Here is a 25,018-nt window from a genome sequence, read left to right on the forward strand (position 1 = left end):
GAGATTAAAATGAATAATATTTTTAAAACTTTACTATTTATCCTTGTATCACATGTTGTTTATGGACAAGAAACTTTTCAGTTTCAAATTCAATTTCAACCAAAATCGTCTTACAAAACTAATCTTGAGATGAATCTTAATATGAAGATGCATGTAAGTGGTTCTGAGAAAAATGTTGGTATCAATGATTTGGATAGTAAAATGTTAATGAATTTCGAAATGTTGACAAAAACTGATATCGTTAATAAAGAAGGCAAATTACCTTTTGAAATTTCTTATACTGATCTTGATACTAAGATGTTTATGAATGGACAGGAGATTCCAAATGTAACTGAAAAATCTAAAGAATTAATTTTAGGAATTAAACTGAAAGGTTTTGAAACAGAAAAAGGTCGTGAATATTCTTATGAAGGAGATTCTGAAAAGATGAAAGAAACTTATGAAAATATGATGAGCTCGATGTCAATGTTAACTTTTTATCCAAAAGAAGTGTTTAAAGTTGGTGATTCAAAAGAAGTTCATATTCCTTTTAAAATGCCATTACAACAAGGAATGCAAATGGAAATGAATCTTAAGGCTGAGTATACTTTGACAAAGTTAGATAATGATAACGCATATTTTGATATAAAAATGTATTCTGAAGGAGATATTAAGCCTTCAAATCAATTCAATATTCACATAGATCAATATCAATTAAGAGGAAAATTAATTATGAATAGAAAAGATCAAAATATTAATCATTCTGAATTATCTGGACCAATGAACATGACATTGGAAATGAATAATATGAAAGTGAAAATGAATTCAGAAAATAATTATAAAACTCATTCAATAAAATTGTAGAAAGCTGTAACTTATTTTCAATTATAACGTCTACATTATTAAATCTTAATTATGAATAAATTTTTTACACTTTTAAGTATTACTTTTTTAAGTTCATGTGTCTCTGTACAAAAGTATAATGCGCATATTGATGAGAAAATAGATACAGATAAATTAAGAAAAGATGTAGATTTTACAAAAGAAAAATTATTGCGAAAACATGTTGATATTGATTTGTACTATTCTAAAGAGACGATTGCAAATAGATTAGATAGTTTTAAAAATACAATTCAACAACCGATGAAACCAAATGATTTTTCGAGAGAGCTATCTAAAGTTGTTTCAAGTTTCGGTCATGGACATACTGTTGTAACATCATTTTCAAGAAAGATAACTAAAGAAACGAAGAAGAAATATAAAGACTCAAAAGGACCAATGAATTTGCTTGAGTTTAAATCCTTAGATAATCACTTGTACTTAAATAAAAATAATTCGAAGGATTCAACATTAGTTTTACAAGCAGAAATTTTATCAATTAATGGAATCAAGTTTCAGGATTATTACAATTTATATAATAATTATAGAAAAGGAGATGGTTATATAACAACACTTAGTAAGTATATGTATGGAAATTCTTACTTAAGATTTGTTTCAAATGAAATAGGTGTTCAGGATTCTATATTTATTTCGTTTCAGAAAAATGATTCTGTTTTTACTAAAATAGTAAAGAGAGAATATAAAGAAAAGAAAGACAAATCTTTTAAGAAAAACTCTTTAGATACAATTCAAAAAAAATCAAATGAAGAACAAAAATTCGCAAAATTATCTAAAGAACAAAAATTAAAACGAAAACAATTATTAGATCATAAGAAGAAAGTAAAAAAATATTTTGCCTACTCAAGCTTTTCAAAAGAATATCAACGTGAAATTAGTTTTCCAGACAAAAACGATTCAACAACAGTTGTGTTAAAGATTAAAACATTTTCTTTAGGAAATAGTAAAAAAGCTTATCCATTTATCTTTGATTCAATAAACAAACTGAATGTTAAAAACCTAATTTTAGATGTTCGTAACAATGGCGGAGGTTATGTAAGAGACGCAAACTATTTATATTCATTTTTAACGACACGAAACCAGCGACAAGCTGTAATGACAGATAAAATGAGAGTTAATTCAAAATTTGGTTTAATGAAAAATTATTTTCAAAGTTTTGGGGTAATTGGTAATACTTTAGGATTACCATTAGCTATTTACAAATATTCGGAATCTATTATTAAAACCAAGAAAGAAAAAGATGGATATTATTATAAAGTAACAGGTAAGAAGGATTTTCTACTTCAACCTGAAAGATATAAAGGTAATTTATATGTTTTAACAAATGGAATGTCATATTCAGCAACTTCTATTTTATCTGCTGCATTACAAAATGAAGGAAAAGCAATATTTGTAGGGGAAGAAACGGGAGGAGATTATAACGGAACTGTTGCAGGAAGTTTTAATGACTTTAAATTGAAAAATTCCAAACTAAAAATATATTATGGAATGATTGATTTTAAACCGAATACTTCAAGAGATTTGAAAGGAAGAGGAATTATTCCAAATGTTCCAATCGAAATAACTTTTGATGATGTTGTAAAAAGAAAAGATACTCAACTTGATTGGATTTTGAGCGATATAAAAAATAAACATTAATACTAAATGAAACTAAAATCTACATTGATTTATTTGTCTCTTTTGTTTATGTGCAGTTGTACTTCTGTAGAGAAATATAATGCACATATTGAAAAAGAAATTCCTGCAAATAAATTAAAAAAAGATGTAGATTTTGTTTACAAAAAACTCAAAAGATATCATCCAAAGTTAGATTTATACATTTCTCAAGATTCTATTGATTTTAAGTTTGATAGCTTAAAAAAAACAATAAAAAAACCATTGAAACCAAATAATTTTTTTGTAAAAATTTTTCCGATTTTCAAAAGCTTACAGCATGGACATACTTATGTTTACCCGCTTTATAAACGATTAGATAAAAAACAGACAAAGGAATATAAAGAGTCTAAATCAGCATTTAATGATTATAGTTTTTTTTGGAAAAATGATTCTGTCTTTTTAGTTAATGATATAAGTAAGATAAATCCAATTAATTCAGGATCAGCTTTACTTTATATAGATAGTGTTTCAACTAAATATTTACATGACAAATATAAAAAGAGTATTTATGGAGATGGAAAAAATACTACTTTTTCGGACAATGTATTTAACAGGACTTTTCTTAATTATTTTACATTAGAAAATGGAATTAAAGATTCTATTGAACTTACTTTTTTAATGGGAAATACTCCAATTCGAAAAAAAACATTTCGTACTTATCCAAAACCCAAAAATGAAAAAGTAACTGAAACACCAAAAATTACAAAACAAGAGAAAGAAATAGAACGAAAAGTTATGATAAAACAAAAGAAATATGGTTATTCTAAAAGTTCTAAAACTTATTCCAAAGATTTGTCTTTTCCTACGAATGACAGTACAGTTGCAGTGTTAAAAGTAACAGATTTTAGAAAAGGTAAAATACGTGAGCTATATAAAGAAGTTTTTACGGATGTAAAAAATCATAAAGTACAAAACTTAGTTTTAGATCTTCGAAATAATGGAGGAGGTTATATAAAAGATGCACATTATTTATATGCTTATTTGGTTGATGAGTCAAAGCCTTTTTTGGGTGAAAAAATTGTTGCGAATAAAACAGCTTTCGGAAAATCGTTGTATAATCTTTTCCCTATTTATTCTTATCCGTTGCTTTGGTTGGGATCTGGTTATTCTTATTTTTCTACAACCAAAAATATAGATAATGAGTATGAACTAAATATGCCTTTTTCTTTTGTTAAAGTAGATAATGATCTGGTTTATAAACATAATTTGTATGTCATTATCAATGGAGGTTCCTATTCGGCATCGTCTCTAATTTCTGCAAATCTTCAAGCAAAAAAACGTGCTTATTTTGTAGGGGAAGAAACAGGCGGAGATTTTAATGGAACGGTTGCTGGTTTGATGCCAAAGTTTACTTTACCTCATTCTAAGTTGAAAATGTCAGTTGGAACAGTTTACCTTTCTCCTATTGAAAAATGTGATGAAATAGGGCATGGAGTTTATCCAGATAAAGAAATAAAACCAACTTTAGAGAATAAAATAAAACGATTTGATGTTGAGTTGAATTGGATCTTGAATGATATAAAGAATGGAAACAAATCACTTAATCAACGATTTTTATTTGTTGAATAATGTTTCCATTCTTTTTATTTATGTTTAAAACTACAGAAAATAAAATTTTGTATTGTATCAAACGGCGTTTTATGATCAACTGTAAAACATTCTATTTTATCAAAATTAGCTTTAAAAATTGAAATTAAAGAAGTTTCATCATTTTGTTTAATCTCCAAACCACTACATTTTAATGGTCCGTTTTTCGAAAAAGTTCCAATAACCATTCTTCCTTTTACAGCTTTCGTAACCAAATCTTGGTATTTTTTGATATCATTTTCTTCTGTTAAAAAGTGAAAAACAGCTCTATCGTGCCAAATATCATATTGTTCTGTAGGTTCAAATTCGGTGATGTCAGCTACAATCCAAGTTACTTTCTCTGTTTTATTTCTCAAACGCTTTTTTGCTCTTTCTAACGCATTTGCAGAAATATCCAAAACTGAAATATTTTCGTATCCTTCTTGCAATAAGAAATCAACCAATTTACTATCTCCACCTCCAATATCGATAATTTTAGCTGTTTTATCAGTTCCAAAAGAATGAATAAAATTTAAAGAAGTTTCAGGCTTTTCTTGTGTCCAACTCACTTCTTCTGGAGTTTTCACGTTGTATATATGTTCCCAATGAGATTTTTTTTCGTTGTTCATTGCTTTTGTATTTTCATGCAATTTCGAACTTTTATTTAAAATGAAGTGTAACAAAAATTACAAAATAGAATCTAATTTCTGAAAATAAAGATAGTTTCGTTTTTTTAAAAAAACAGCTTCTATTTAACGTAGCTTGTTTTTATAATTCTGAACTTAAACTAGTTTCTCGGAACTTTTATTTTTTAATTTTTCCTATTCTGATAAGAATAGGAAAATGTATTGCTTTTGTAGTATCATTTCCCCAAACTTTTTCAATTTCTGTTTGTAACTGTTCAATAGGGTTATAATTGTTTTGTTTTATAAAATGTTTTACAGCAGACCAAGTGTTTAGATAACCGATTAAATGATCAAGACTCCATTGTTGAATGTTTTCGAACTTAGGGGATTCAATTTCGTCAAATGGGAAAGGAATTGTTTTATAATCCTCGTCAATATATTTTCTTTCTTTGTCCCAGTATTTGCCAAGTATATTGATATAGAAATTCGAGATTAAATGATCAATTTCTTTAGAAATTCTTAATCTTCCATAACCGATAACAGCTAGTAAAGCATCTTTTTTAGCAGTTCTTATAACTTCTGCATAAAATTGATCAAAATTAAACCAATGAATAGCTTGTGCTACAACAATTAAATTAAAGAAATTTTCGTTGAAATTCGTTTTTTCAGCTGCTTGTACAGAATATAATATATTATCTGTTTTTTGAGCATTATCTATTTGGGATTGACTAATATCTGTAGCATAAATATTGTTATATGTTTTTGAAAGTATAGATGCAATTTGTCCATTTCCTGTACCACAATCCCAAGCGTTATCCTTATTTGAAACAATGATGTTTAAATAATCAAATAATTCTTTTGGATAACTTGGTCTATATTTTGCATATTTATCCGATTGTGTTGAAAAATTATCTTTCATAGATGAGTTTTGTATATAAAAATACAAAAAGTATATACAATTAAATTATACTTTTTTTCTTAATTATTAGAAATGATAAATGAATTGAAGAACAAACATAAATAGGTGAAGTTTATAACATCTCAGTATTTTTTCATTCATTTAGCTACATAATTACATTATAAAACTCTATCTATAGATATAAAAAAACTATTTATTGTACACAAAAAAACTTTAAAAGTTAAAGATGTCAAATTTGAATTAATTACGTTTATTTAATTACCTCAATCCCAAAAGTAACAAGAACGTTTATGATTAGAACCAGATATTCAAATCAGCTATTTTTAAGCTTTATTTCTCTAAATTTCGTTTAATCTTTTTATAGTTTTTTGAACGAATAATTTTTCCTTTGTCTGTAATCAAAAGAGCTGCGTAATCTTTTTGTTGATTGATTAAATTCAATCCTTTTTTCTTTCCTAAAACCATAATAGAAGTGCTAAAACCATTACACATTTCAGCATTTTCGCCGATTACTGTAACACCTGTTAAACCTGTTGCAGGAATCCCAGTTTTGGGATTAATAATGTGTGAATAGCGAACACCATCAATCAAAATAAATTTTTCGTAATCACCAGAAGTTGTAACAGCAGCATTTTTCATTGAGAGAATATCCAACATTTTATGTCGATTAAAAGGATTTGTAATTCCAATTTTCCAAGCTTCTCCATTTGGTTGATTTCCCCAAGTTGTCATATCACCAGAAGCATCAATTATACCAGCATTAATTCCTAAACTTTGCATAAAAGTTCGTGCTTTTTGTGCTGCATAACCTTTTCCAGTTGACCCAAAACCGATTTTCATTCCAACTTTTTTTAAGAATATTGTTGAATTTTCTTCATCCAAAATAATGTTTTGATAACCGATTTTTTCGATTGCTTTTGAAATTTCTTCCTGAGTTGGAATCTTTTCCATTGAACCATCAAATTTCCATATTTTGTCCATTGCCGCAAAGCTAATGTCAAAAGCACCATCGGTTATTTGCGAAAAATAAATTGCACGCTTTGTTAAGTCAAAAACTTCTTGATCAACTTTTATGGGTTTTATTCCAGCATTTTGATTGACAAGAGAAACTTGTGAAGTAGGTTTCCAATCAGAAATCAAATTCTCGATTCTAATCATTTCATCAATTGCTTTATTGATGTTTTTTTCAACGGAAATAGAATCGGTGTCAACCAACGTAATTTTGAATTTACTTCCCATCAAAATTGTATCTCTAACTCCAACCGTTTGAGCATTCATCGGAGTTAGAACATACAATAGTATAAAAGTGAATATATTTTTTAGAATGAATTGCATGATGTTTTATTCATTTGTTATTGTGAGTAAATTTTCATCAAAGTTCTCGATACAATTTTTTTATTCTATAGAAACGAAAATCACTCGAACTGACGAAAATAATGTAATCCGCCATTTCGAGTGTTTGAAAATTTATTGAAATTTTCAAATGTATCGAGAAATTAGACGAAATTTCTAATAACAGTCCGTCAAAAATTGTCCGTTTGTTTTAAATTCTTCGAATGATTTCTTCAAATGTTGTTGACAAATTTGTTCCAAAACTTTCTCTACATCATGTTGCATTATTAGAGCGCCACAAATCATAAGAATTCCACCATTTTGTAACGTTTCAGCAAAGAATTTAGCATCACGATTGACTAAATCCATCACATATTGTTTATTTTCTTCACGAGAAAATGCAATGTGAAATTGGCTCAAATGATTCGTAGAAATTTGTTTAGCAGCAAATTCTTGATAAGATTTTGTTGTTTCATTATCGTGTCTGAAACCGCAATACAAATGTGTTTCAACCTTCTTTGAATTTTCATCAATCATACCAAGGAAAGGCGCAATACCTGTTCCATTTGCAATCATCACAACTTTCGAAGCTTTAGGAAATCTAAAGGCTTTATTTTTTACAATTCTAGCTTTGATCGTAGAGTTTTCAACTAAATTATATAAGTATTGAGAACCTAATCCTAACTCATGTAATTTTACAATTAGTTGCAATTTATTATCAACTTTTCCAACCGAATATAAACGTTCTTTGTGATCGCTTTCAGGATAAATTGCTAATAAATCTCCAGATTTGAATTTCTCATTTACATCTAAAATAACTTTAAATGTTGCATCTTCTTCTGTCACTTTTGTGGTAGAAATTACCTTAACATTTTTCAGTTTTGGCGCTTTTCCAACATACATCGCAGGTGTTGTCGCTAAAGGAATATCAGTTGTTTCTTTGTAAGCAATTACCCAATTTGTGAATTCTTCTGGCGATTTATCGTTTACCGTTTTTAAATCTAATAATCGAGTTGCCCATTTTTGGTCATTTAATAATTTGTCAACTTTAATCGCAAATCCACAATAATCTGAGTATGCTCTTGATCCGAATCCTACAACCGAAAATTCGATGGATTGATTTTGTGGAAATTGTGTGATTAATTGTTCAAATTTCTTTGCATTTGCAGGTGCATCACCAATTCCATAAGTGGAAGTAAAAATGATGAGTTGTTTCGCTTTTGGATAAATTTCATATTGATTCATCTGAGCGATAAATGATTTTTTTCCATTTGCTAAAAATTGCTCTTGAATTTTCGAAGCAAATCCAACAGTTGCTCCATTTTCTGATCCAACTAAAAGAATAATTTCAGCTTCGCTTGCGTTGAATTTATTTTTACCAATTTTCGTTTTAGTGCGCTTGTAGGTAATCACAAATCCTGACCAAATAAAAAATAAAATATTAAGTGAAGCAATTCCTAAAATCGTTGCCCAAATCACATTGGTGCGACCTGTATGTAAATCGATATTGAATTTTTCTACAATTGCAGAATAAGGATTTAGCGATTCTGAAATAATTGCTCCATTTACTTGATTAACCGAAACCGATTTTTTTCTTAAATGAACGATAAATGGTTCAGCTTCATCATCTGGAATAAAAGGAAATTCAATCTTTTCTACACTACTTAATTTCGTGTTTTTGAAAAAATCAATGTCTTTTAAATTTTTTGGTTGTAAATTTTCTTTAGCTTGATGCTCAATTTCTTTTGGTTGACCAACTAAAGGTTTCAATCGCGCTAAGAAAATTAAAGTTCCTGTTAATGCAATGATTAAAACAGGAATTAATAACCAACGTCCAGTTACAACATGAAAATATTGTGAAAAGGAGTCTTTGTTGACTTTGGTGAAGAAGTTTAAAATTCCTTGTTGACGCTTTACAATTAGAATTAATCCACTTATTGAAATCAACATCAATAAAAAAGATACGATACCAACAATTGCTCGTCCTGTTTCTTTTAGAAATAATGAACGGTGCAAGGCTGTGATCCAATTGATGAAATCACTTTTTGGAACAATCTCACCAATCTTTTTTCCTGTTGTAGGATCAATGTAAGATTTGATCGAATTTCCATCTTCGTCCATTGCATCAATCGTCACAAAATCATTGTGATCAACTTTAACTTCAATTATTTCAAAATAATGCTCGCGCAAAGTTGGTAAAACTTGCGCGAGTGTTATGTTATCGAAATTTTCTACTTTGTATGCAGGCGATTTTTCGTTTATTGCATCAACAGCCAAAATTACTCCTGTGATAGATAGAATAACTAAAAATGCTGAAGATAAAATTGCAAGACTCAAATGCGCATATCTCCAAATAGATAATGTCATTTTTATTGAACTTTTATAAAACGTACGGCTTTAATATAAACTGAACCTTTGATACCAGCTTTGTTGTCTAAATCCGAAGAATTTAATGCAACTTCAGCGTCTTTTGCGACATATTTTTGAGTTTCAACAGCAGATTCAAAACGTAATTTGTATCCTTTATTCAATTTTGCAGTATCAAACTCGATGACACGTGTCGCTCTCGCTCCACCAGCAACTGAAGCTCCTGTAATTCCGTTTAATTTTTCTTTTTTCTTACTATTAAATTTGTGCCATTCTTTTAGTGTATTATACCACTCATTGTCTGGTCCTAAAACAGCTAATGTTTTTTCGTATTGTCCTTTTGGATTGATTAATGAAATCACTACATAGGCTTCTTTTCCTGTGTAATTATTCATCTGAATCATTGTTTTGTATTTTGTTGTTTGAGCAAAAGTGGCAGTTGCCATTAAGATTACAACTAATCCAACTAATTTTTTGATTAAGTTAAATTTCATCTCCTTCATTATTTTAAAAAGTCAATAGACACATTATTTTTCTTTAAGAATTCGTTTTCTCCAGCCAAATCATAAGCTGTTTCATCAAATTCTGTTTTAATATCTTTTTTCGCTCCAGCAGCAACCAAAGTTTTCAAGATTGCATCATCTTTCGCAATCAAAGCTGCTTTGTGTAATGCTGTATTTCCATCTTCATCTTGTGCATTAATATTCACACCTAATTCAATCGCTTTTTTCACCAAATTTACATTTCCTTTATCAACAGCGATATGTAACAAAGTTGCACCTTTACTTTGAATGGCTTTAAAATCAACTTTAGCATTTGTTAATAAAACTTGTTTTTCAGTGAATGATTCATCATTTGGTTTGAAAGAATTGAACCAATAATAAGCCAAATTATTTCCATCTTTATCTACAATATCAGCTTTAGCGCCTTTTTCTAATAATAAAGAAACGATTTGAGATGTTCCAGAAGCAACAGCTTTAGTTAAAGCTGACTCACCATTTTTATTAACCACATTTACATTGTTTGCTTTTGATAAAAATGTATTGATTAATTCTACATTTTTTCCTCCAGCAGCAACCATTAATGCAGTGTTTCCTTCTTTATCTGCAATTTTAGCATCAACACCTTTTGATAAGATGAAGTTGATTGTATCTGAGTTTCCTCTGCGAGATAAAGCGTGTAACAATGTTTGTCCGTCTGGATTTAACGCTTTCGGATTTAATTTATATTTTGTAATTAATTCTTGGAAAACTTCTACGCCATTTTCTTTTGTTCTCGAACCTTGAGTTGCAAAAAATAAAGCTTGATCTGTAGGTTTTACACCTTTAGCAATTAGTTTATCTATGATTGATAAGTTTCCTAATTTAGCTGCATAATCTGCTACAGTACGTCCATTAGCGTCTTTATCACTTAATGATAAACCTTTTGAAATAAAATATTCTGTAACTTTTAAATCATTATCGTTCGCAATCGCTTGCATGATTAAGTTTGAACCATCTTCTCCTTTCACTTTTGGATTAGCACCAGCTTTAATCAACGCATCATAAACCGCGATATTCTGATTTCCAGCACTTGCTGCATATGTAATAACATCATAACCGTGACTATCTTTATAGTGGACATCAGAGCCTTTTGCTAATAAATAATTTACCAATTCTAAATTCCCTGCAGCTGCAGCCCATTGAAGATAAATTCTTGAATGATGTGTTTTTTTATCAACAGAATTTCCTTCTTGTTCAATTAAAAATTTAGTCACATTAAAATCTGCTTTGTTGTTAATCGCTATTACAACAGGATCAAAGAAACCACCATTTTGAAAAGAAGGGCTATTTCCTTTCGAAATTTCAGTTTTTACAGTTTCTATTGTTGGATTACTTTTCCAAAAACCAGCGTCCATCAACGTATTCGTTTGAGCTTGAATAAATGAAGCAACAAGGATAGCAGCAGAAATGAATAATTTTTTCATATGAATAGAATATATTGTAATGATTATTTAGACTAATTTTAATTGGATTTCAAAAGTATTATTTTTATTTATATTAATTCTAATTAAATCCGTTAATTTTAGTTAATTCTGCTAAACATCAGTTTTTTGAAAACAAAAAGCGGTTACTTATGAGCAGCAACTGTTTTCTTTATTTAGTTTTTATTCTGGTCGTCTTGGACCATTTTTTCTTGATTTCAAAACGTTTTCCACATCTTCTAATTTGAAACCTTTTGCTTTCAACAAAATTAAATAGTGATACATTAAATCAGCCGCTTCATTAATAAATAGATCATCGTTGTTGTCTTTGGCCTCAATCACCAATTCAACTGCTTCTTCGCCCACTTTTTGCGCAACTTTATTGATTCCTCTTTTGAATAACCTATTGGTATATGAATCTGTATCGTTGTCGCAATCAATTCTATCGTTAATGGTTTGTTCTAATTCATATACAAATCCGTGGTTGGTTTCTTCTTTAAAACAAGTAGTAGAACCTGTATGACAAGTCGGTCCAAAAGGTTTTGCTTTGATTAAAACTGTATCGTTGTCGCAATCAACCGCGATAGATTTTACTTCTAAGAAGTTTCCTGATTCTTCACCTTTTGTCCATAATCTATTTTTTGAACGAGAGTAAAAGGTCACTTTTCCAATTTCTTGGGTTTTGTTAAAAGCTTCTTCATTCATATAGCCTAACATCAAAACTTTGTTGTTAAGATAATTTTGAATAATAACTGGAACTAATCCGTCATTACTTTTATTGAAATCGATGTTCATCGTATCGGAATATTTTGTTCTTTTAAATAATTTTTAAGCGTCGGAATAGGAATTTCACCAAAGTGAAAAATACTTGCAGCTAATCCGCCACTTGCTTTGGTTTGGGTAAAAACTTCTGTAAAATGTTCCATTGTACCGGCTCCACCTGAAGCAATAACGGGAAGATTTACAGCTTCAGCAACCGCTTTTGTGATATCAATTTTGAAACCAGCTTTTGTTCCATCGCCATCCATTGATGTTAATAAAATTTCGCCAGCACCCAATTCTTCTACTTTTTTGACCCAATCTAAAGTTTTCCATGCGGTTTCAATTTTTCCCCCGCTTACGAAAACTTTTTGTGTTCCATTTACATTACGTGTATCTACCGCAACGACTATACATTGCGAACCAAATCGAGCAGCTAAATCAGCAATTAATTGAGGATTTTTAATCGCTGAGGAATTAACGGAAACTTTATCAGCTCCAGCTTTGATTACCGCCGATGCATCTTCTACAGAATTAATTCCACCACCAACTGTAAACGGGATATTAATCGCCGAAGCAATTTTTTCTACCATTTCAGCTAAGGTTTTACGTTTTTCTAAAGTCGCTGTGATATCCAAAAAGACTAATTCATCAGCGCCTTCTTCTACATATTTCTTCGCTAATTCCACTGGATCTCCAGCATCACGTAAACCTACAAAATTAACACCTTTTACCGTTCGTCCATCTTTGATGTCGAGACACGGAATGATTCTTTTTTTAAACATAATTTAGACTTAAGACTTAAGACTAAAGATTTAAGATGTTTAGGAAATTTCCCTAGACCTTACTTCTTATATCTTACGTCTAATAAAATATTTTTAAATCCTTCAAATCAATTCTCCCTTCATAAATCGCTTTTCCAAGAATTGCTCCTTCGCAGCCTAATTCTTTTACTTTGATTAGATCATCGATTGAAGAAACGCCGCCAGAAGCAATTAATTTGACATCCGAAGCCGCTAGAATTTCTGCGTACAATTCGTTTGAAGTTCCTTGTAACATCCCATCTTTCGCAATGTCTGTACAAATCACATAATCAATTCCTTTGGTTTTATATTCTTGAATAAAATCTATCACATCTAATTCTGAAGTTTCTAACCAACCATGTGTCGCAATTTTTCGATCTTTAGCATCTGCGCCTAAAATGATTTTATTGCTTCCATACTGTGAAATCCATTCTTGAAATAATGTTGGGTTTTGAACTGCAATACTTCCACCTGTAATTTGGTTTGCACCACATTCAAAAGCAATTCTAATATCATTATCAGCCTTAATTCCACCTCCAAAGTCAACTTTTAAATTGGTTTTAGAAGCAATTAATTCTAACGTTTTATAATTAATGATTTGCTTTGATTTAGCTCCATCTAAATCCACCAAGTGCAAATATTCGATGCCGTAATCCTCGAATTCTTTTGCTACTTCCAACGGATTTTCGTTGTATATTTTTTTTGTATCGTAATCGCCTTGCGATAATCGAACGCATTTTCCGTCGATTATGTCTATAGCTGGGATTATTCTCATTATTCTTTAGTTTTAAGGTGTAAGACATAAGATCTAAGGTGTAACTTCTTACGCCTTACAACTTAAGTCTTAAATTTATTTTAATTCTTTCATGATCTCTTGAATTGCACGTTCCAATTGTGGGTCTTTATTTTCCAGTCGATCTAAGAACGTATTTTTAATATAAATGTCAGGTTTAACACCAGTTTTTTCTAAATTTTGTCCATCCAAAGTATAAGTTCCCCAACTTGGTAAACGATAAAACGAACCATCAACTAATCCTTTTCCAGAAGTAAAAATGATCCAGCGATACGTTTCTTGACCGATGATTTTTCCTAATTTTAAGGCTTTGAATCCTGCGGCTGTCATTTCTGCATCGCTTAATGAGTATTCGTTAATTAATAAAACGATTGGTTTTCCTGAAGGTGCAAAGTTCGGTTGAATAGTTAATTGTCCTTCACGATATTTCCATTTCAAATAAGGTCTTTGCGATAAAAAGTTCAAGACTTTATCATGCACATTTCCACCTGTATTGAAACGTAAATCTAAAATGACACCATCTTTTCTATTTTCTTGCTCGACCATGTCTAATAAAAACACATCTAATTCAGAAGTAGACATATTTTTCATGTACGAATAAGCGATTCTATCGTTGCTTAATTTTTTTACACGCTGACGATTTTCATAAATCCATTCATCATATAAAAGCGATTTCAATTCGTTATTTGAAATTGGATGAATCTTCGTCGAAATTGTTTTTCCTTTTCGGTCAAATTCAAGAGTTAATTCTTCTAATTTTTTAGGTGTTGTAAAATAAGTTTCACGATTTTGGTTTTGATCGATTTTTTGTCCATTTACACTTACTAAAATATCACCTTCTTGAACATCAACATTTTTAAGGAAAGCAGGAGATTTTCGTAAGATTTTTTCAACTGTAAAAGGTTGATCTTTTTTGAAAATAATTCCTGTTTCGTTTGTGAAATAATTCAATCTTCGACTTTCTTCTTTTCCGAAAGATGAAAAACCTAAATGCGAAGAATTCAATTCTCCTAGCATATCATTTAACAAAATTCTCAAATCATTTCGATTGTTTACGTAAGGTAAAAAGTTTGCGTATTGTTCTTTTTTCGCTTTCCAATCAATTCCATGAAAATTTTCATCATAGAAATTTTCTTCTACTCCAGCCCAAGCTTCTTCGTACATTTGATTGAATTCTGAAGCCAAGTTTTTATTGAAATTATATTTAATACTAACTTTTTCAGGATTTGTAGAACTAATGCCAAATTTGTAAACAGAGTTATCGATTAAAGCATAAAGATTTTTCTCATTTTTTACGATAAAATCAGCGCCTTTGTTGAATATTTTATCTGTTTTATCTTCTTCAAAATCAGTGGTTGTTTTTCTGTATAACTGAAATTTGCCATTTTCTTGATTGGTGTTATAGAATAAAAATTGCTTTTTATCATCCGCGAAAACAAAAGGATTTGTCTGATATCCAAAACGGTCTGTTATCAATTCAATTCGTTCCAAGAACCCTTCTGGATTAATAGTTAATGCTTTAAAATCGTTCTTTTCTTCTTTTTTCTCTTTCTTCTCAACCTTTTTTTCTTCGACAAATAAATTATCAAATTTCTCTGATTTATAAGCTTGGTCAAACCAATCTAAAGAAGCGCGATAAATACTTGACTCTTGCATTCCCAAAGGATAGGATGGGTTTTTTCTATCGCTTGAAAAATAGATGTATTTTCCGTTTGGAGACCAAGTAGGATCGGCTTCGGAAACACCAGTATTCGTTAAATTAACCGTTGTGTTTTTCTTGATGTTGTGAATAAAAATATCTAACTCGAAATTGCGTTTTGCAGAAAATAAAACATATTCATCATTTGGTGAAAAAGAAGGTTTCGAATTTTGGAAAGCCCAAATTTCATCTCTAACAATTGTTGATGATTTAAGTGATTTCAAATCTAATAATCTTACTTCGTCGCGTCCGCTTAAATAAACAGCTTGTGATAAATCATTGTTGAATGTAATGTCTCGATTATTTCTTAAATCAGAAGTTAATTGTTCAACTTTTCCTTTTCCGTCAGCCGAAATTTTGAACCAATTTTGGTAACCTTTATAGGTTTGGTTGAAGATTAAGTTTTTATTGTCTTTTAACCATTTTACTTCTAAAACACGTTCTTTTCCATCAGAAATTTGATTGACAAATTTTCCTTCATTATCCGAAACAAAAATAATTCCTCTGCTTACAAAAGCCATTTTCTTTCCGTCAGGGGAAATATCAAAATAGTCAATATTATTTTCAACTTCAAAATTTTGTTCTTTTTCTAAAGATTTATTCGAATTGACATTAATTATAAGTGGTTTCGATGTTTTTGCTTTTACATCATAAACAAATAATTGATAATCTTTTTCGAAAACAACTTTTGAACCATCAGCTGAAACAAAAGGTTTTTTAATCGAAGTTTCAAATTTTGTTAATGCTTCTTTTTTACCATTTGCTAACTGATATAAGTTGTATTCGCCATTATTTTCGTCCGAAATAAAATAAATAATTCCGTTTTTATCAACTGTTGGATTAAAATCTTTTCCGTTGTAATCGGTATATTGTTTATAACTTTTTGTGGTTGGATTATATCCTAATAAATCTGGATTATTTTCTCCTTTGTATCTTTTACGTGTAACTTGATTTGCACTTTCAGACGAGTTGGTGAAAATATATTCACCTTGAGGAGTTTCTACTAAACCATTTGTTGTGTTGAAATAATTTGTAAAAAGCGCTTCTGGTGTTTTTCCATCTAAATTAATTTTAAAACTTCCAAATCCATTATTTTGGTTTGATGTAAAATAGATCGATTTACTATCCCAGCTCCAACTTTCGACTTCGTCTTTGGCTTGATGAAAAGTCAATTGCTTGATTTGTCCACCATTTATTGGTATCACATAAATATCGTAATTCCCATATTGATTAGAGCTGAATGCCAACCATTTTCCATCTGGTGAAACACGAGGATTGATTTCTTCTCCTTCCAAAGCTGTGATTCTTGCCGCATTTCCACCATTTATATCGGTTGACCAAATATCGCCATCGTAGCTAAAATAAACCGTTTTAGCATCTGGACTTAAAGAAGGAGTAGAGGTGAAATACACTTTTTCCTGAGCAGAAACCTGTGAAATTGCAAAAGCACTAAGTAAAGTAAAAACTATTTTTTTCATGTGTGTGAATTTATAATTATTATAAACTTAGAAAGTTTTTTAATATTTGTTCTCCTATTCCTGCAGATTTCTCTGGGTGAAATTGAGTTGCGTAAAAATTATCTTTATTTAAAGCAGCTGAATATTCTAAAATATAGTCTGTTTTCGCGATTGTATATTCTGAATTTTCGCAATAAAAACTGTGTACATAATAAATGTCGGAGTTTTCTTTAACATCATTAAACAAAGGTGTTTTTAAATCATAAATCGTATTCCAGCCCATGTGAGGAACAATTTTTGTTGAGGGAAATAATTTCACTTGAATTGGGAAAATTTCTAAACAATCGGTATTTCCTTCTTCCGAATAAGCGCACATTAATTGCTGACCTAAACAAATTCCTAAAGTTGGTTGTTTTAAATTTTTAATAATTTTATCCAAGCCTTTTTCTTTTAGATAAGCCATCGCAGAACTTGCTTCTCCAACTCCTGGAAAAATTACTTTATCTGCATTTTGTAAGGTTTCAAAATCGTCTGTAATTATTGCTTCGTATCCCAAACGAGTTACCGCATTGTACACCGATTTTACATTTCCTGCATTGTATTTTACTATTGCTATCATTTTTTTAGTTTTATGATATAAGACTTAAGAAATAAGTTTAATTATTTGCCTTAAGTCTTACAACTTAGGTCTTACGTCTATAAAAGTCCTTTTGTTGATGGTAAAATCATTTTTTCTGGATCACGCTTAACCGCTACTTTAATGGCTTTGGCAAAGGCTTTAAAAATCGCTTCGATTTTGTGATGTTCGTTTGTACCTTCTGCTTTGATGTTCAAATTTGCTTTTGCTCCGTCTGTAAATGATTTGAAAAAGTGATAGAACATTTCTGTTGGCATCTGACCAATCATCTCACGTTTAAAATCAGCTTCCCAAACCAACCAATTTCTTCCGCCAAAATCAATCGCTGCTTGTGCTAAACAATCGTCCATCGGTAAAGTAAATCCGTAACGTTCGATACCTAATTTATTTCCTAAAGCTTGAGCGAAAACTTCACCCAAAGCAATAGCAGTATCTTCAATAGTGTGATGCTCGTCCACTTCTAAATCTCCATCGACTTTAATTACTAAATCCATTTGTCCATGACGTGCAATTTGATCTAGCATATGATCGAAAAAGTGAATACCAGTTGAAATATCTGATTTTCCAGTTCCGTCAAGATTCAATTCGATTTTGATCTTTGTTTCATTCGTGTTTCGAAAAATTGAAGCCGTTCGATTTTGAAGTTTTAAGAACTCGTAAATTTCTTTCCACGACGTTGTTTTTAAAGCAATAGCATCATTTAATCCTTTGTTACCATTGATTTCATCTGCGCCTAAAGCTTCATCATTCGCGATGAAAATTCCTTTTCCACCAAGATTTTGAGCTAATTTAACATCTGTTATTCGATCACCGATTACAAACGAATTTGCTAAATCGTACTCTGGATTATTGATGTATTTTGTTAATAATGCTGTTCCAGGTTTACGCGTTGGTACATTTTCGTGTGCAAAAGTTTTATCGATATAAATATCTTCGAATTTCACGCCTTCGTTTTCAAAAGCCTTCACCACGAAATTCTGTATTGGCCAAAATAATTCCTCAGGATTTGCAGGCGTTCCCAAACCATCTTGGTTGGTTACCATTGCCAATTCGTAATCCAATTCTTTTGCTATTTTACTTAAATAAGTAAAGGCTTCTGGATAGAATTCTAACTTAGAAAAGCTGTCGACTTGGTAATCAGCTGGCTCTAAAATCATTGTTCCATCGCGGTCTATGAATAGTATTTTTTTCATTTTGTAAGATATTAAGATATAAGACGTAAGATTTAAGGTTTGGAGTTTTTAATAAACTTTTCATATCCATTTATAAGTTTTCCAATTTCTTCTGAGTCTTTTATTAATTCATTAAATTTATTTTCTTCTATATAATTTAGATCTTTACTCAAAATCAATAAATACTTGACTTCTTCTAAAGAGCCTTCTGCAATATTTATAAAACTTAGCTGATGCGGAATTGTTTTCTTTTTCTTTCCTTCAACAATATTTGAAGGTATGGAATATGCAGCGCGTCTTATTTGACTTGTAATTCCAAAAATTTCTTCACGAGGAAATAATTTAGTTAATTCATAAATTTTTAATACAAGTTGATGCGATTTTTGCCAAACAATAAGGTCTTTAAATGTTGCCATAATTACAGATTTTAAGATGATTAGATTAAAAATTAAGTTAACAAAATTTGTTCATTATTTGTAATCCTTATTTCTTAAATCTTACATCCTAAATCTTTTAAGGTAGTAATAAGTTTCTGATTTTCCTCTTCTGTTCCAACTGTAATTCTTAAACAATTTTGGCACAAATCATCATTGGTTCTGTTACGAATTATAATTCCTTTTTCAACCAATTGATTGTAACGTTCGTTTGCATTATCCACTTTAATTAAAATGAAATTAGCATCGCTTGGATAGATTTTTTCTACAAACGAAACCTCAGTTAAAGCTTTTTCTAAAACTTCTTTTTGTTGAATAATTGTGTTTGTCGCAGCTACCACTTTATCGTAATTGCTTAAAATTTCAATCGCTTTTAATTGCGTTAATTGATTGATGTTATAAGGTGGCTTAATTTTATTTAAAACATCCACAATTTCTTGTGAAGCATACAAAATTCCTAAACGAATTCCAGCCAAACCAACTGCTTTCGATAAAGTTTGTGTGACAATTACGTTTGGATAATTTTTGATTTCTTCTATCCAAGACTGTTCTGTGGTGAAATCGATATAAGCTTCATCGATAATCACTAAACCATTGAAACGATTCACAATTTCTAAAATAGCTTCTCTTTTTATGATTTCTCCAGTTGGATTGTTCGGAGAACACAAGAAAATCATTTTCGTATTTTTATTAACTTTTGAGAAAATATCTTCGATATTCGGTTGAAAATCTTCTTCGTTTAATAAAGATTTTCGGTATTCAATTGCATTCAGATTAGCTAAAACTCCGTACATTCCATAAGAAGGAGAAATAGCAACAACATTATCTTGATTCGGTTCGCAAAATGCACGGAAAATTAAATCCAAAACTTCGTCACTTCCATTTCCTAATAAAATCTGATTTGCAGGAAATTTTTTGATTTTACTTAAAATAGATTTTACATTACGTTGTAAAGGATCAGGATAACGATTCAATCCATTGTTGAACGGATTTTCGTTCGCATCTAAGAAAACGAAATCGTCATTTATTTCTTGAAATTCGTCACGAGCTGATGAATAAGCTTTCATCGTTTTTACATTAGGACGAATGATATTATTTATGTTGAATGAATTCATTTTTAGTTGTAAGGTTTAAGTTCTAAGACTTAAGATTTTGTTTATTTAATACTTTTGAATTATTCCTTATGCTTTAGATCTTAAGTCTAACAAGCGTAGTGTTACTGCATTTTTATGCGCAAATAATTCTTCAGCTTCAGCCATTAATTCGATTGCTGGACCAATGTTTTGAATTCCTTCAGTAGTTAATTTTTGAAATGTAATTTTCTTAATAAAACTATCTAAGGAAACGCCTGAATAGTTTTTTGCATAACCATTTGTAGGCAAAGTGTGATTCGTTCCTGATGCATAATCTCCAGCTGATTCGCACGAATAATTTCCTAAGAAAACAGAACCTGCATTAATAATTTTTTCGATATAATTTTCAACCGTTTCGCAAGCAATAATTAAGTGTTCTGGCGCATAGATATTCGAAAAAGTTATACATTCTTCGATAGAGTTTAAAACAATTCCTCTTGAATTTTCTAGAGCTTTATTTGCTAATTCTTTTCTTGGAAGAACTTTTAATTGAGCATTAATTTTAGCAATCGTATCGTTTAATATTTGCTCATTATTCGTCAATAGAATCACTTGCGAATCAATTCCGTGTTCGGCTTGTGATAATAAATCGGCTGCGACATATTTAGGAACCGAGGTTTCGTCTGCAATTACTAACACTTCACTTGGACCTGCGGGCATATCAATAGCGACTCCAAAATTCTGAGCAACTTGTTTTGCAGCAGTTACATATTGATTTCCAGGTCCAAAAATTTTATCAACTTTTTGAATTGTTTCTGTTCCAAAAGTTAACGCACCAATCGCTTGGATTCCGCCAACTTTATAAATCTTCTCAATTCCAATTAAGTTAGCAGTATATAAAATAGCAGGATGAATTTTTCCTTCCTGATTTGGAGGTGTACACAAAATAATATTATGACAACCAGCTAATTTTGCAGGAATTCCTAACATTAATACTGTAGAAAATAATGGAGCTGTTCCGCCAGGAATGTAAATTCCAACATTTTCTATTCCGCGAGATTCTCTCCAACAATTTACACCTTTTGTTGTTTCAATAATTTTGACATCTTCGCGTTGTAAAGCATGAAATTTCTCGATGTTTGAGGCTGCTAATTGAATCGCTTGTTTTAATTCTTCAGAAATTAAACTTTTTGCTTCTTCAATTTCTTCTGTAGAAACTTCTAAAGAAACTAATCGTACTTTGTCAAATTTTTCTGTAAAGTCAATTATAGCTTGATCTTTTTCAGTTTGAATTTTTTCAAAAACATCTAAAACGATCTTTTGTAAATCTTGTGTTTCCTTGGTTGGACGTGAAGTTAATGTTGACCAATCTGAAAGTTGAGGTTTGATAAATGTTTTCATTTTACAAAATCATTTTTTCTATTTCTAACACTAAAATTCCTTCTGCACCCAAAGCTTTCAATTGTTCGATGATGTCCCAAAAAGTATCTTCTTTGATTACCGTGTGAATTGAAGACCAGCCTTCCTGCGCTAATGGTAAAATTGTTGGTGATTTCATTCCTGGTAACAAAGCAATGATTTCTTCTAACTTTTCGTTAGGAGCATTCAATAAGATGTATTTGTTTTCTGATGATTGTTTTACAGCTTCAATTCTAAATAAAAGACGATTAACAATACCTTGTTTTTCAAAATCAAGGTTTTTATTTGAAATTAAAACAGCTTGCGATTCAACAACTGTTACCACTTGTTTCAAACCGTTTGTAAGTAGTGTAGAACCTGTAGAAACGATGTCAAAAATAGCATTTGCTAAACCAATACTTGGAGCAATTTCTACACTTCCGCCAATTTCTTCAATTTTTACATTAATTTCTTTTTCTTGGAAAAATTTTCTTAAAATGTGAGGATAAGAAGTTGCGATTTTTTTATCTTGAAAATAGCTCAAATTGGTATAAACTTCATCTTTGGGAATAGCTAAACAAAGTTTACAATCTGCAAATCCCAATTGACGAATTTGTTTTACTTTTTTAGCTTTTTCCCAAACTTCATTTTCGCCTAATATTCCGATATCAGCCACGCCTTGTTCTACATATTGTGGAATATCATCATCACGTAAGAATAAAATTTCAATAGGAAAATTAGAAGATTCTGTTCTTAATTTTCGATTACTTGTTGATATTTTAATTCCACAATCTTTCAATAATTCGAGTGATTTTTCACTTAATCGACCACTTTTTTGAATGGCTATTTTTAGTTTACTCATTTTTAATATTTTATATTTATTTTAAAAAAATTGAGTAAATCAAAAAAAAGAGAAATGATTTTATGAAGAAACAAAAATCCCGTTCGATTTACTCAAACGGGATTTAGATATTTTGATAAAATAATTACATATCACTATCTGCTCGCTTGAGTGCAAGTATGATGGTGATGATGATGTAATTGATTTGTGTACATTATTACTTTTTTGTTAGAACAAATTTATAAAGGAAATTTTAATTGACAATATCTTTTTTAGAAAATAGAAAAAATATATAAAAAGTTTCGTATTTATAATAAATTATTCTGATTGCTGTAGACAATTGTGTTTCTATTTCTATAAAACTCGATGTAGAATTTATATCTAGTTTTATAAAATTAATTTTTTATAAACTTTTGAATAGATTCAGAATTATCAGTTTTAATATTAATTATGTAAATACCTTTAGTTAAATGCATAATATTTATTTTAGTTGTATTTACTTCATTTAAAATCACTTTTCCAGTTAAATCTGTAATTTTGATAGTATTATTTTTTTCTGAAGAATTAATATTAATATAATCGGTAGTTGGGTTTGGAAAAATACTAATTTCTGTATTATTATATTCATCTAGTCTTAGGTTTTCTAAATCAATGATGTTGATATTGTCAACTATAAATCCTGATCCATAATTATCAAAACTAAAATTCACTTCTGTTATTTCATTATTTAGATTTGAAATATTGGTATCTTTTACTTTTACATTATCTAAAAAATAAATAACCTTTTTTGCTTTTAGATCTACTTCAGCTTTTACATTATACCATTTTTTAGGAGTCCATGTGCCTAAAGTAACACTGCTATTCATATCTTCATATGCAATTTCTCCATCATAATAAAAAAGCAAACCACCAACTAAATCGTAATCATTATTTTCATTATACAAAGCCAACATTTCATAGTCAGAATTATTAGCATTTTCTAAATATACATCAGCAGAAATAGAATATTTATTATACTTAGTTATTGGATAAGCTATACCTCCCCAATTACCTTCTTCAATATCGTTATTTATAACCTGTGCTGAATTAGTACCATCACTAGCAAGTGTATTAATAATTTTGGAGTTATTATCTGACACATATCCCCAATTGAACCAATTTTTTTGATTATTAAGATTTCCAATTGAAAAACCTTCTGAGTTTTCAAAAGAAATTTTTTGATTTTGGGCATTAACACTTAAAGATAATAAAGTTAAAACCCCAAATAGTAAATTTTTCTTCATAAAGTATATTGTTTAGTGAATCGACAAAGATGAAAATTTTATCTGATTTAATTTTAATAGAATGTGAAAATTATCGTTAAGATTTTAGACGAAGTAGTCTGACATCCAAAACTTTCTTTTATTTTTGCAGTAATATATGTTAGAAAAACAAGAAGCACAATACGAAAAAGTAGTTTTAGTTGGATTGATTACACGTGAACAATCCGAAGAAAAACTGACGGAATATATGGACGAATTGGAGTTCTTAGCTTATACAGCAGGAGCGACAGTTGGAGAACGTTTTACGCAAAGAATGGACAAACCTGATTCTAAATTCTTTGTAGGAAGCGGGAAATTAGATGAAATCACGGCTTTTGTCGAAGAATATGATATTGATACAGTTATTTTTGATGATGAATTAACGCCTTCTCAGTTAAAGAATATTGAGAAAGTTGTCAACAAAAAAATTATCGACCGTACACAATTGATTTTAGATATTTTTGCTCAACGCGCGCAAACTTCTTATGCGCGTACACAAGTAGAATTGGCACAATATCAATATTTATTACCGCGATTAACACGAATGTGGACTCACTTAGAGCGTCAGCGTGGTGGGATTGGTATGCGTGGTCCTGGTGAAACGGAAATTGAAACGGATAGACGTATTATTCGTGATAGAATTACGTTATTGAAAGAGAAATTGAAAGGAATCGATAAGCAAATGGCGACTCAACGTAAAAATCGTGGAGCATTAGTTCGCGTAGCGTTGGTTGGGTACACGAATGTTGGGAAATCAACGTTGATGAATGTCTTATCTAAATCCGAAGTTTTTGCCGAAAATAAATTATTTGCAACATTAGATACAACGGTTCGTAAAGTAGTGATTGGTAATTTACCTTTCTTATTAACGGATACGGTTGGGTTTATTCGTAAGTTGCCTACACAATTAGTGGAATCGTTCAAATCTACATTAGATGAAGTTCGTGAAGCTGATTTATTAGTACATGTTGTAGATATTTCGCATGCAAGTTTTGAAGATCACGTAAATTCTGTAAATCAAATCTTAGCTGAAATTGAATCGAAAGAAAAACCAACAATTATGGTTTTTAACAAAATTGATAATTTCTCTTATGTAAAACAAGATGAAGATGATTTATCTGAAAAAAAATTCGAGAATTATTCGTTAGAAGACTGGAAGCGTACGTGGATGGCGAAAACTGATTATCCGACATTGTTTATTTCGGCAACTGAAAAAGATAATTTAGAAGAATTGCGCAAAACGGTTTATGAAGAAGTGAAAGAAATTCACATGAAACGTTTTCCTTATAATAATTTCCTTTTTCAATATTACGAAGAAGAAGAAAGTGATTCTGAAGAATAGAAAT

At 30.1% G+C, this 25,018-nt stretch carries 21 protein-coding genes; 4 read left to right on the forward strand and 17 right to left on the reverse strand.

Annotation, left to right across the window (positions count from 1 at the left end):
- Positions 1-9 precede the first annotated feature (9 nt).
- Genes E4J94_RS05455 through E4J94_RS05465 form a run of 3 tightly spaced genes read left to right on the forward strand, consistent with a single transcriptional unit; the run spans position 10 to position 4,101 of the window.
- Positions 10-843: a hypothetical protein gene (locus tag E4J94_RS05455; RefSeq protein WP_135834842.1), complete on the forward strand. Its 834-nt coding sequence runs from the start codon at positions 10-12 to the stop codon at positions 841-843.
- Positions 844-894: 51 nt separating this feature from the next.
- Positions 895-2,514 (forward strand): S41 family peptidase, encoded by a 1,620-nt coding sequence (locus E4J94_RS05460; RefSeq protein ID WP_135834843.1) that lies wholly within the window; start codon positions 895-897, stop codon positions 2,512-2,514.
- Between the two features lie 6 nt (positions 2,515-2,520).
- Positions 2,521-4,101: a S41 family peptidase gene (locus E4J94_RS05465; RefSeq protein ID WP_135834844.1), complete on the forward strand. Its 1,581-nt coding sequence runs from the start codon at positions 2,521-2,523 to the stop codon at positions 4,099-4,101.
- 14 nt (positions 4,102-4,115) lie between these two features.
- On the opposite strand, the gene E4J94_RS05470 is transcribed toward E4J94_RS05465, so the two are convergent.
- The 17 genes from E4J94_RS05470 to E4J94_RS05550 all read right to left on the reverse strand — a co-directional run bounded on the left by E4J94_RS05470 (position 4,116) and on the right by E4J94_RS05550 (position 23,654).
- Positions 4,116-4,727: a class I SAM-dependent methyltransferase gene (locus tag E4J94_RS05470; RefSeq protein WP_135834845.1), complete on the reverse strand. Its 612-nt coding sequence runs from the start codon at positions 4,725-4,727 to the stop codon at positions 4,116-4,118.
- Between the two features lie 175 nt (positions 4,728-4,902).
- Entirely contained in the window at positions 4,903-5,643 is a 741-nt protein-coding gene (locus tag E4J94_RS05475) for a class I SAM-dependent methyltransferase (RefSeq protein ID WP_135834846.1), read from the reverse strand.
- A 330-nt stretch (positions 5,644-5,973) separates the two neighbouring features.
- A complete protein-coding gene (locus E4J94_RS05480; protein WP_135834847.1) occupies positions 5,974-6,978 on the reverse strand; it encodes an FAD:protein FMN transferase in 1,005 nt (334 codons plus the stop codon).
- Between the two features lie 174 nt (positions 6,979-7,152).
- Positions 7,153-9,342 (reverse strand): PepSY domain-containing protein, encoded by a 2,190-nt coding sequence (locus E4J94_RS05485; RefSeq protein ID WP_135834848.1) that lies wholly within the window; start codon positions 9,340-9,342, stop codon positions 7,153-7,155.
- 2 nt (positions 9,343-9,344) lie between these two features.
- Positions 9,345-9,788 (reverse strand): DUF2271 domain-containing protein, encoded by a 444-nt coding sequence (locus tag E4J94_RS05490; RefSeq protein ID WP_394346081.1) that lies wholly within the window; start codon positions 9,786-9,788, stop codon positions 9,345-9,347.
- Positions 9,789-9,844: 56 nt separating this feature from the next.
- Entirely contained in the window at positions 9,845-11,308 is a 1,464-nt protein-coding gene (locus tag E4J94_RS05495) for an ankyrin repeat domain-containing protein (protein WP_135834850.1), read from the reverse strand.
- Between the two features lie 180 nt (positions 11,309-11,488).
- Positions 11,489-12,100: a bifunctional phosphoribosyl-AMP cyclohydrolase/phosphoribosyl-ATP diphosphatase HisIE gene (hisIE, locus tag E4J94_RS05500; protein WP_135834851.1), complete on the reverse strand. Its 612-nt coding sequence runs from the start codon at positions 12,098-12,100 to the stop codon at positions 11,489-11,491.
- The gene (gene hisF / locus E4J94_RS05505; RefSeq protein ID WP_135834852.1) at positions 12,097-12,849 is read right to left on the reverse strand and encodes an imidazole glycerol phosphate synthase subunit HisF; all 753 of its coding nucleotides are present in this window, start codon (positions 12,847-12,849) and stop codon (positions 12,097-12,099) included. Before hisF ends, hisIE begins: the two co-directional genes overlap by 4 nt.
- Positions 12,850-12,928: 79 nt before the next feature.
- Positions 12,929-13,642 (reverse strand): 1-(5-phosphoribosyl)-5-[(5-phosphoribosylamino)methylideneamino]imidazole-4-carboxamide isomerase, encoded by a 714-nt coding sequence (hisA, locus tag E4J94_RS05510; RefSeq protein ID WP_135834853.1) that lies wholly within the window; start codon positions 13,640-13,642, stop codon positions 12,929-12,931.
- A 75-nt stretch (positions 13,643-13,717) separates the two neighbouring features.
- Positions 13,718-16,837 carry a S41 family peptidase gene (locus E4J94_RS05515; protein ID WP_135834854.1) on the reverse strand — a complete coding sequence of 1,040 codons (3,120 nt, stop codon included), beginning with the start codon at positions 16,835-16,837 and terminating at the stop codon, positions 13,718-13,720.
- A 19-nt stretch (positions 16,838-16,856) separates the two neighbouring features.
- Positions 16,857-17,435 carry an imidazole glycerol phosphate synthase subunit HisH gene (gene hisH / locus E4J94_RS05520; protein ID WP_135834855.1) on the reverse strand — a complete coding sequence of 193 codons (579 nt, stop codon included), beginning with the start codon at positions 17,433-17,435 and terminating at the stop codon, positions 16,857-16,859.
- 77 nt (positions 17,436-17,512) lie between these two features.
- A complete protein-coding gene (gene hisB, locus E4J94_RS05525) occupies positions 17,513-18,646 on the reverse strand; it encodes a bifunctional histidinol-phosphatase/imidazoleglycerol-phosphate dehydratase HisB (protein WP_135834856.1) in 1,134 nt (377 codons plus the stop codon).
- 32 nt (positions 18,647-18,678) lie between these two features.
- Positions 18,679-19,041 (reverse strand): four helix bundle protein, encoded by a 363-nt coding sequence (locus tag E4J94_RS05530; protein ID WP_135834857.1) that lies wholly within the window; start codon positions 19,039-19,041, stop codon positions 18,679-18,681.
- A 74-nt stretch (positions 19,042-19,115) separates the two neighbouring features.
- On the reverse strand, positions 19,116-20,174 hold the full coding sequence (gene hisC, locus E4J94_RS05535; RefSeq protein WP_135834858.1) for a histidinol-phosphate transaminase: 1,059 nt from the start codon (positions 20,172-20,174) through the stop codon (positions 19,116-19,118).
- 66 nt (positions 20,175-20,240) lie between these two features.
- Positions 20,241-21,533, reverse strand: a complete 1,293-nt coding sequence (hisD, locus tag E4J94_RS05540) for a histidinol dehydrogenase (RefSeq protein WP_135834859.1) — start codon at positions 21,531-21,533, stop codon at positions 20,241-20,243.
- Between the two features lies 1 nt (position 21,534).
- Positions 21,535-22,392: an ATP phosphoribosyltransferase gene (hisG, locus tag E4J94_RS05545; RefSeq protein WP_135834860.1), complete on the reverse strand. Its 858-nt coding sequence runs from the start codon at positions 22,390-22,392 to the stop codon at positions 21,535-21,537.
- Positions 22,393-22,766: 374 nt separating this feature from the next.
- Positions 22,767-23,654: a T9SS type A sorting domain-containing protein gene (locus E4J94_RS05550; RefSeq protein WP_135834861.1), complete on the reverse strand. Its 888-nt coding sequence runs from the start codon at positions 23,652-23,654 to the stop codon at positions 22,767-22,769.
- A 136-nt stretch (positions 23,655-23,790) separates the two neighbouring features.
- Here E4J94_RS05550 and hflX point away from each other — a divergent pair, with 136 nt between their 5' ends.
- Positions 23,791-25,014, forward strand: a complete 1,224-nt coding sequence (gene hflX / locus E4J94_RS05555) for a GTPase HflX (RefSeq protein WP_135834862.1) — start codon at positions 23,791-23,793, stop codon at positions 25,012-25,014.
- Positions 25,015-25,018 lie beyond the last annotated feature (4 nt).

Origin of the sequence: Empedobacter tilapiae, assembly GCF_004785645.1 — a bacterium.
In the GTDB taxonomy this organism is placed as follows: domain Bacteria; phylum Bacteroidota; class Bacteroidia; order Flavobacteriales; family Weeksellaceae; genus Empedobacter; species Empedobacter tilapiae.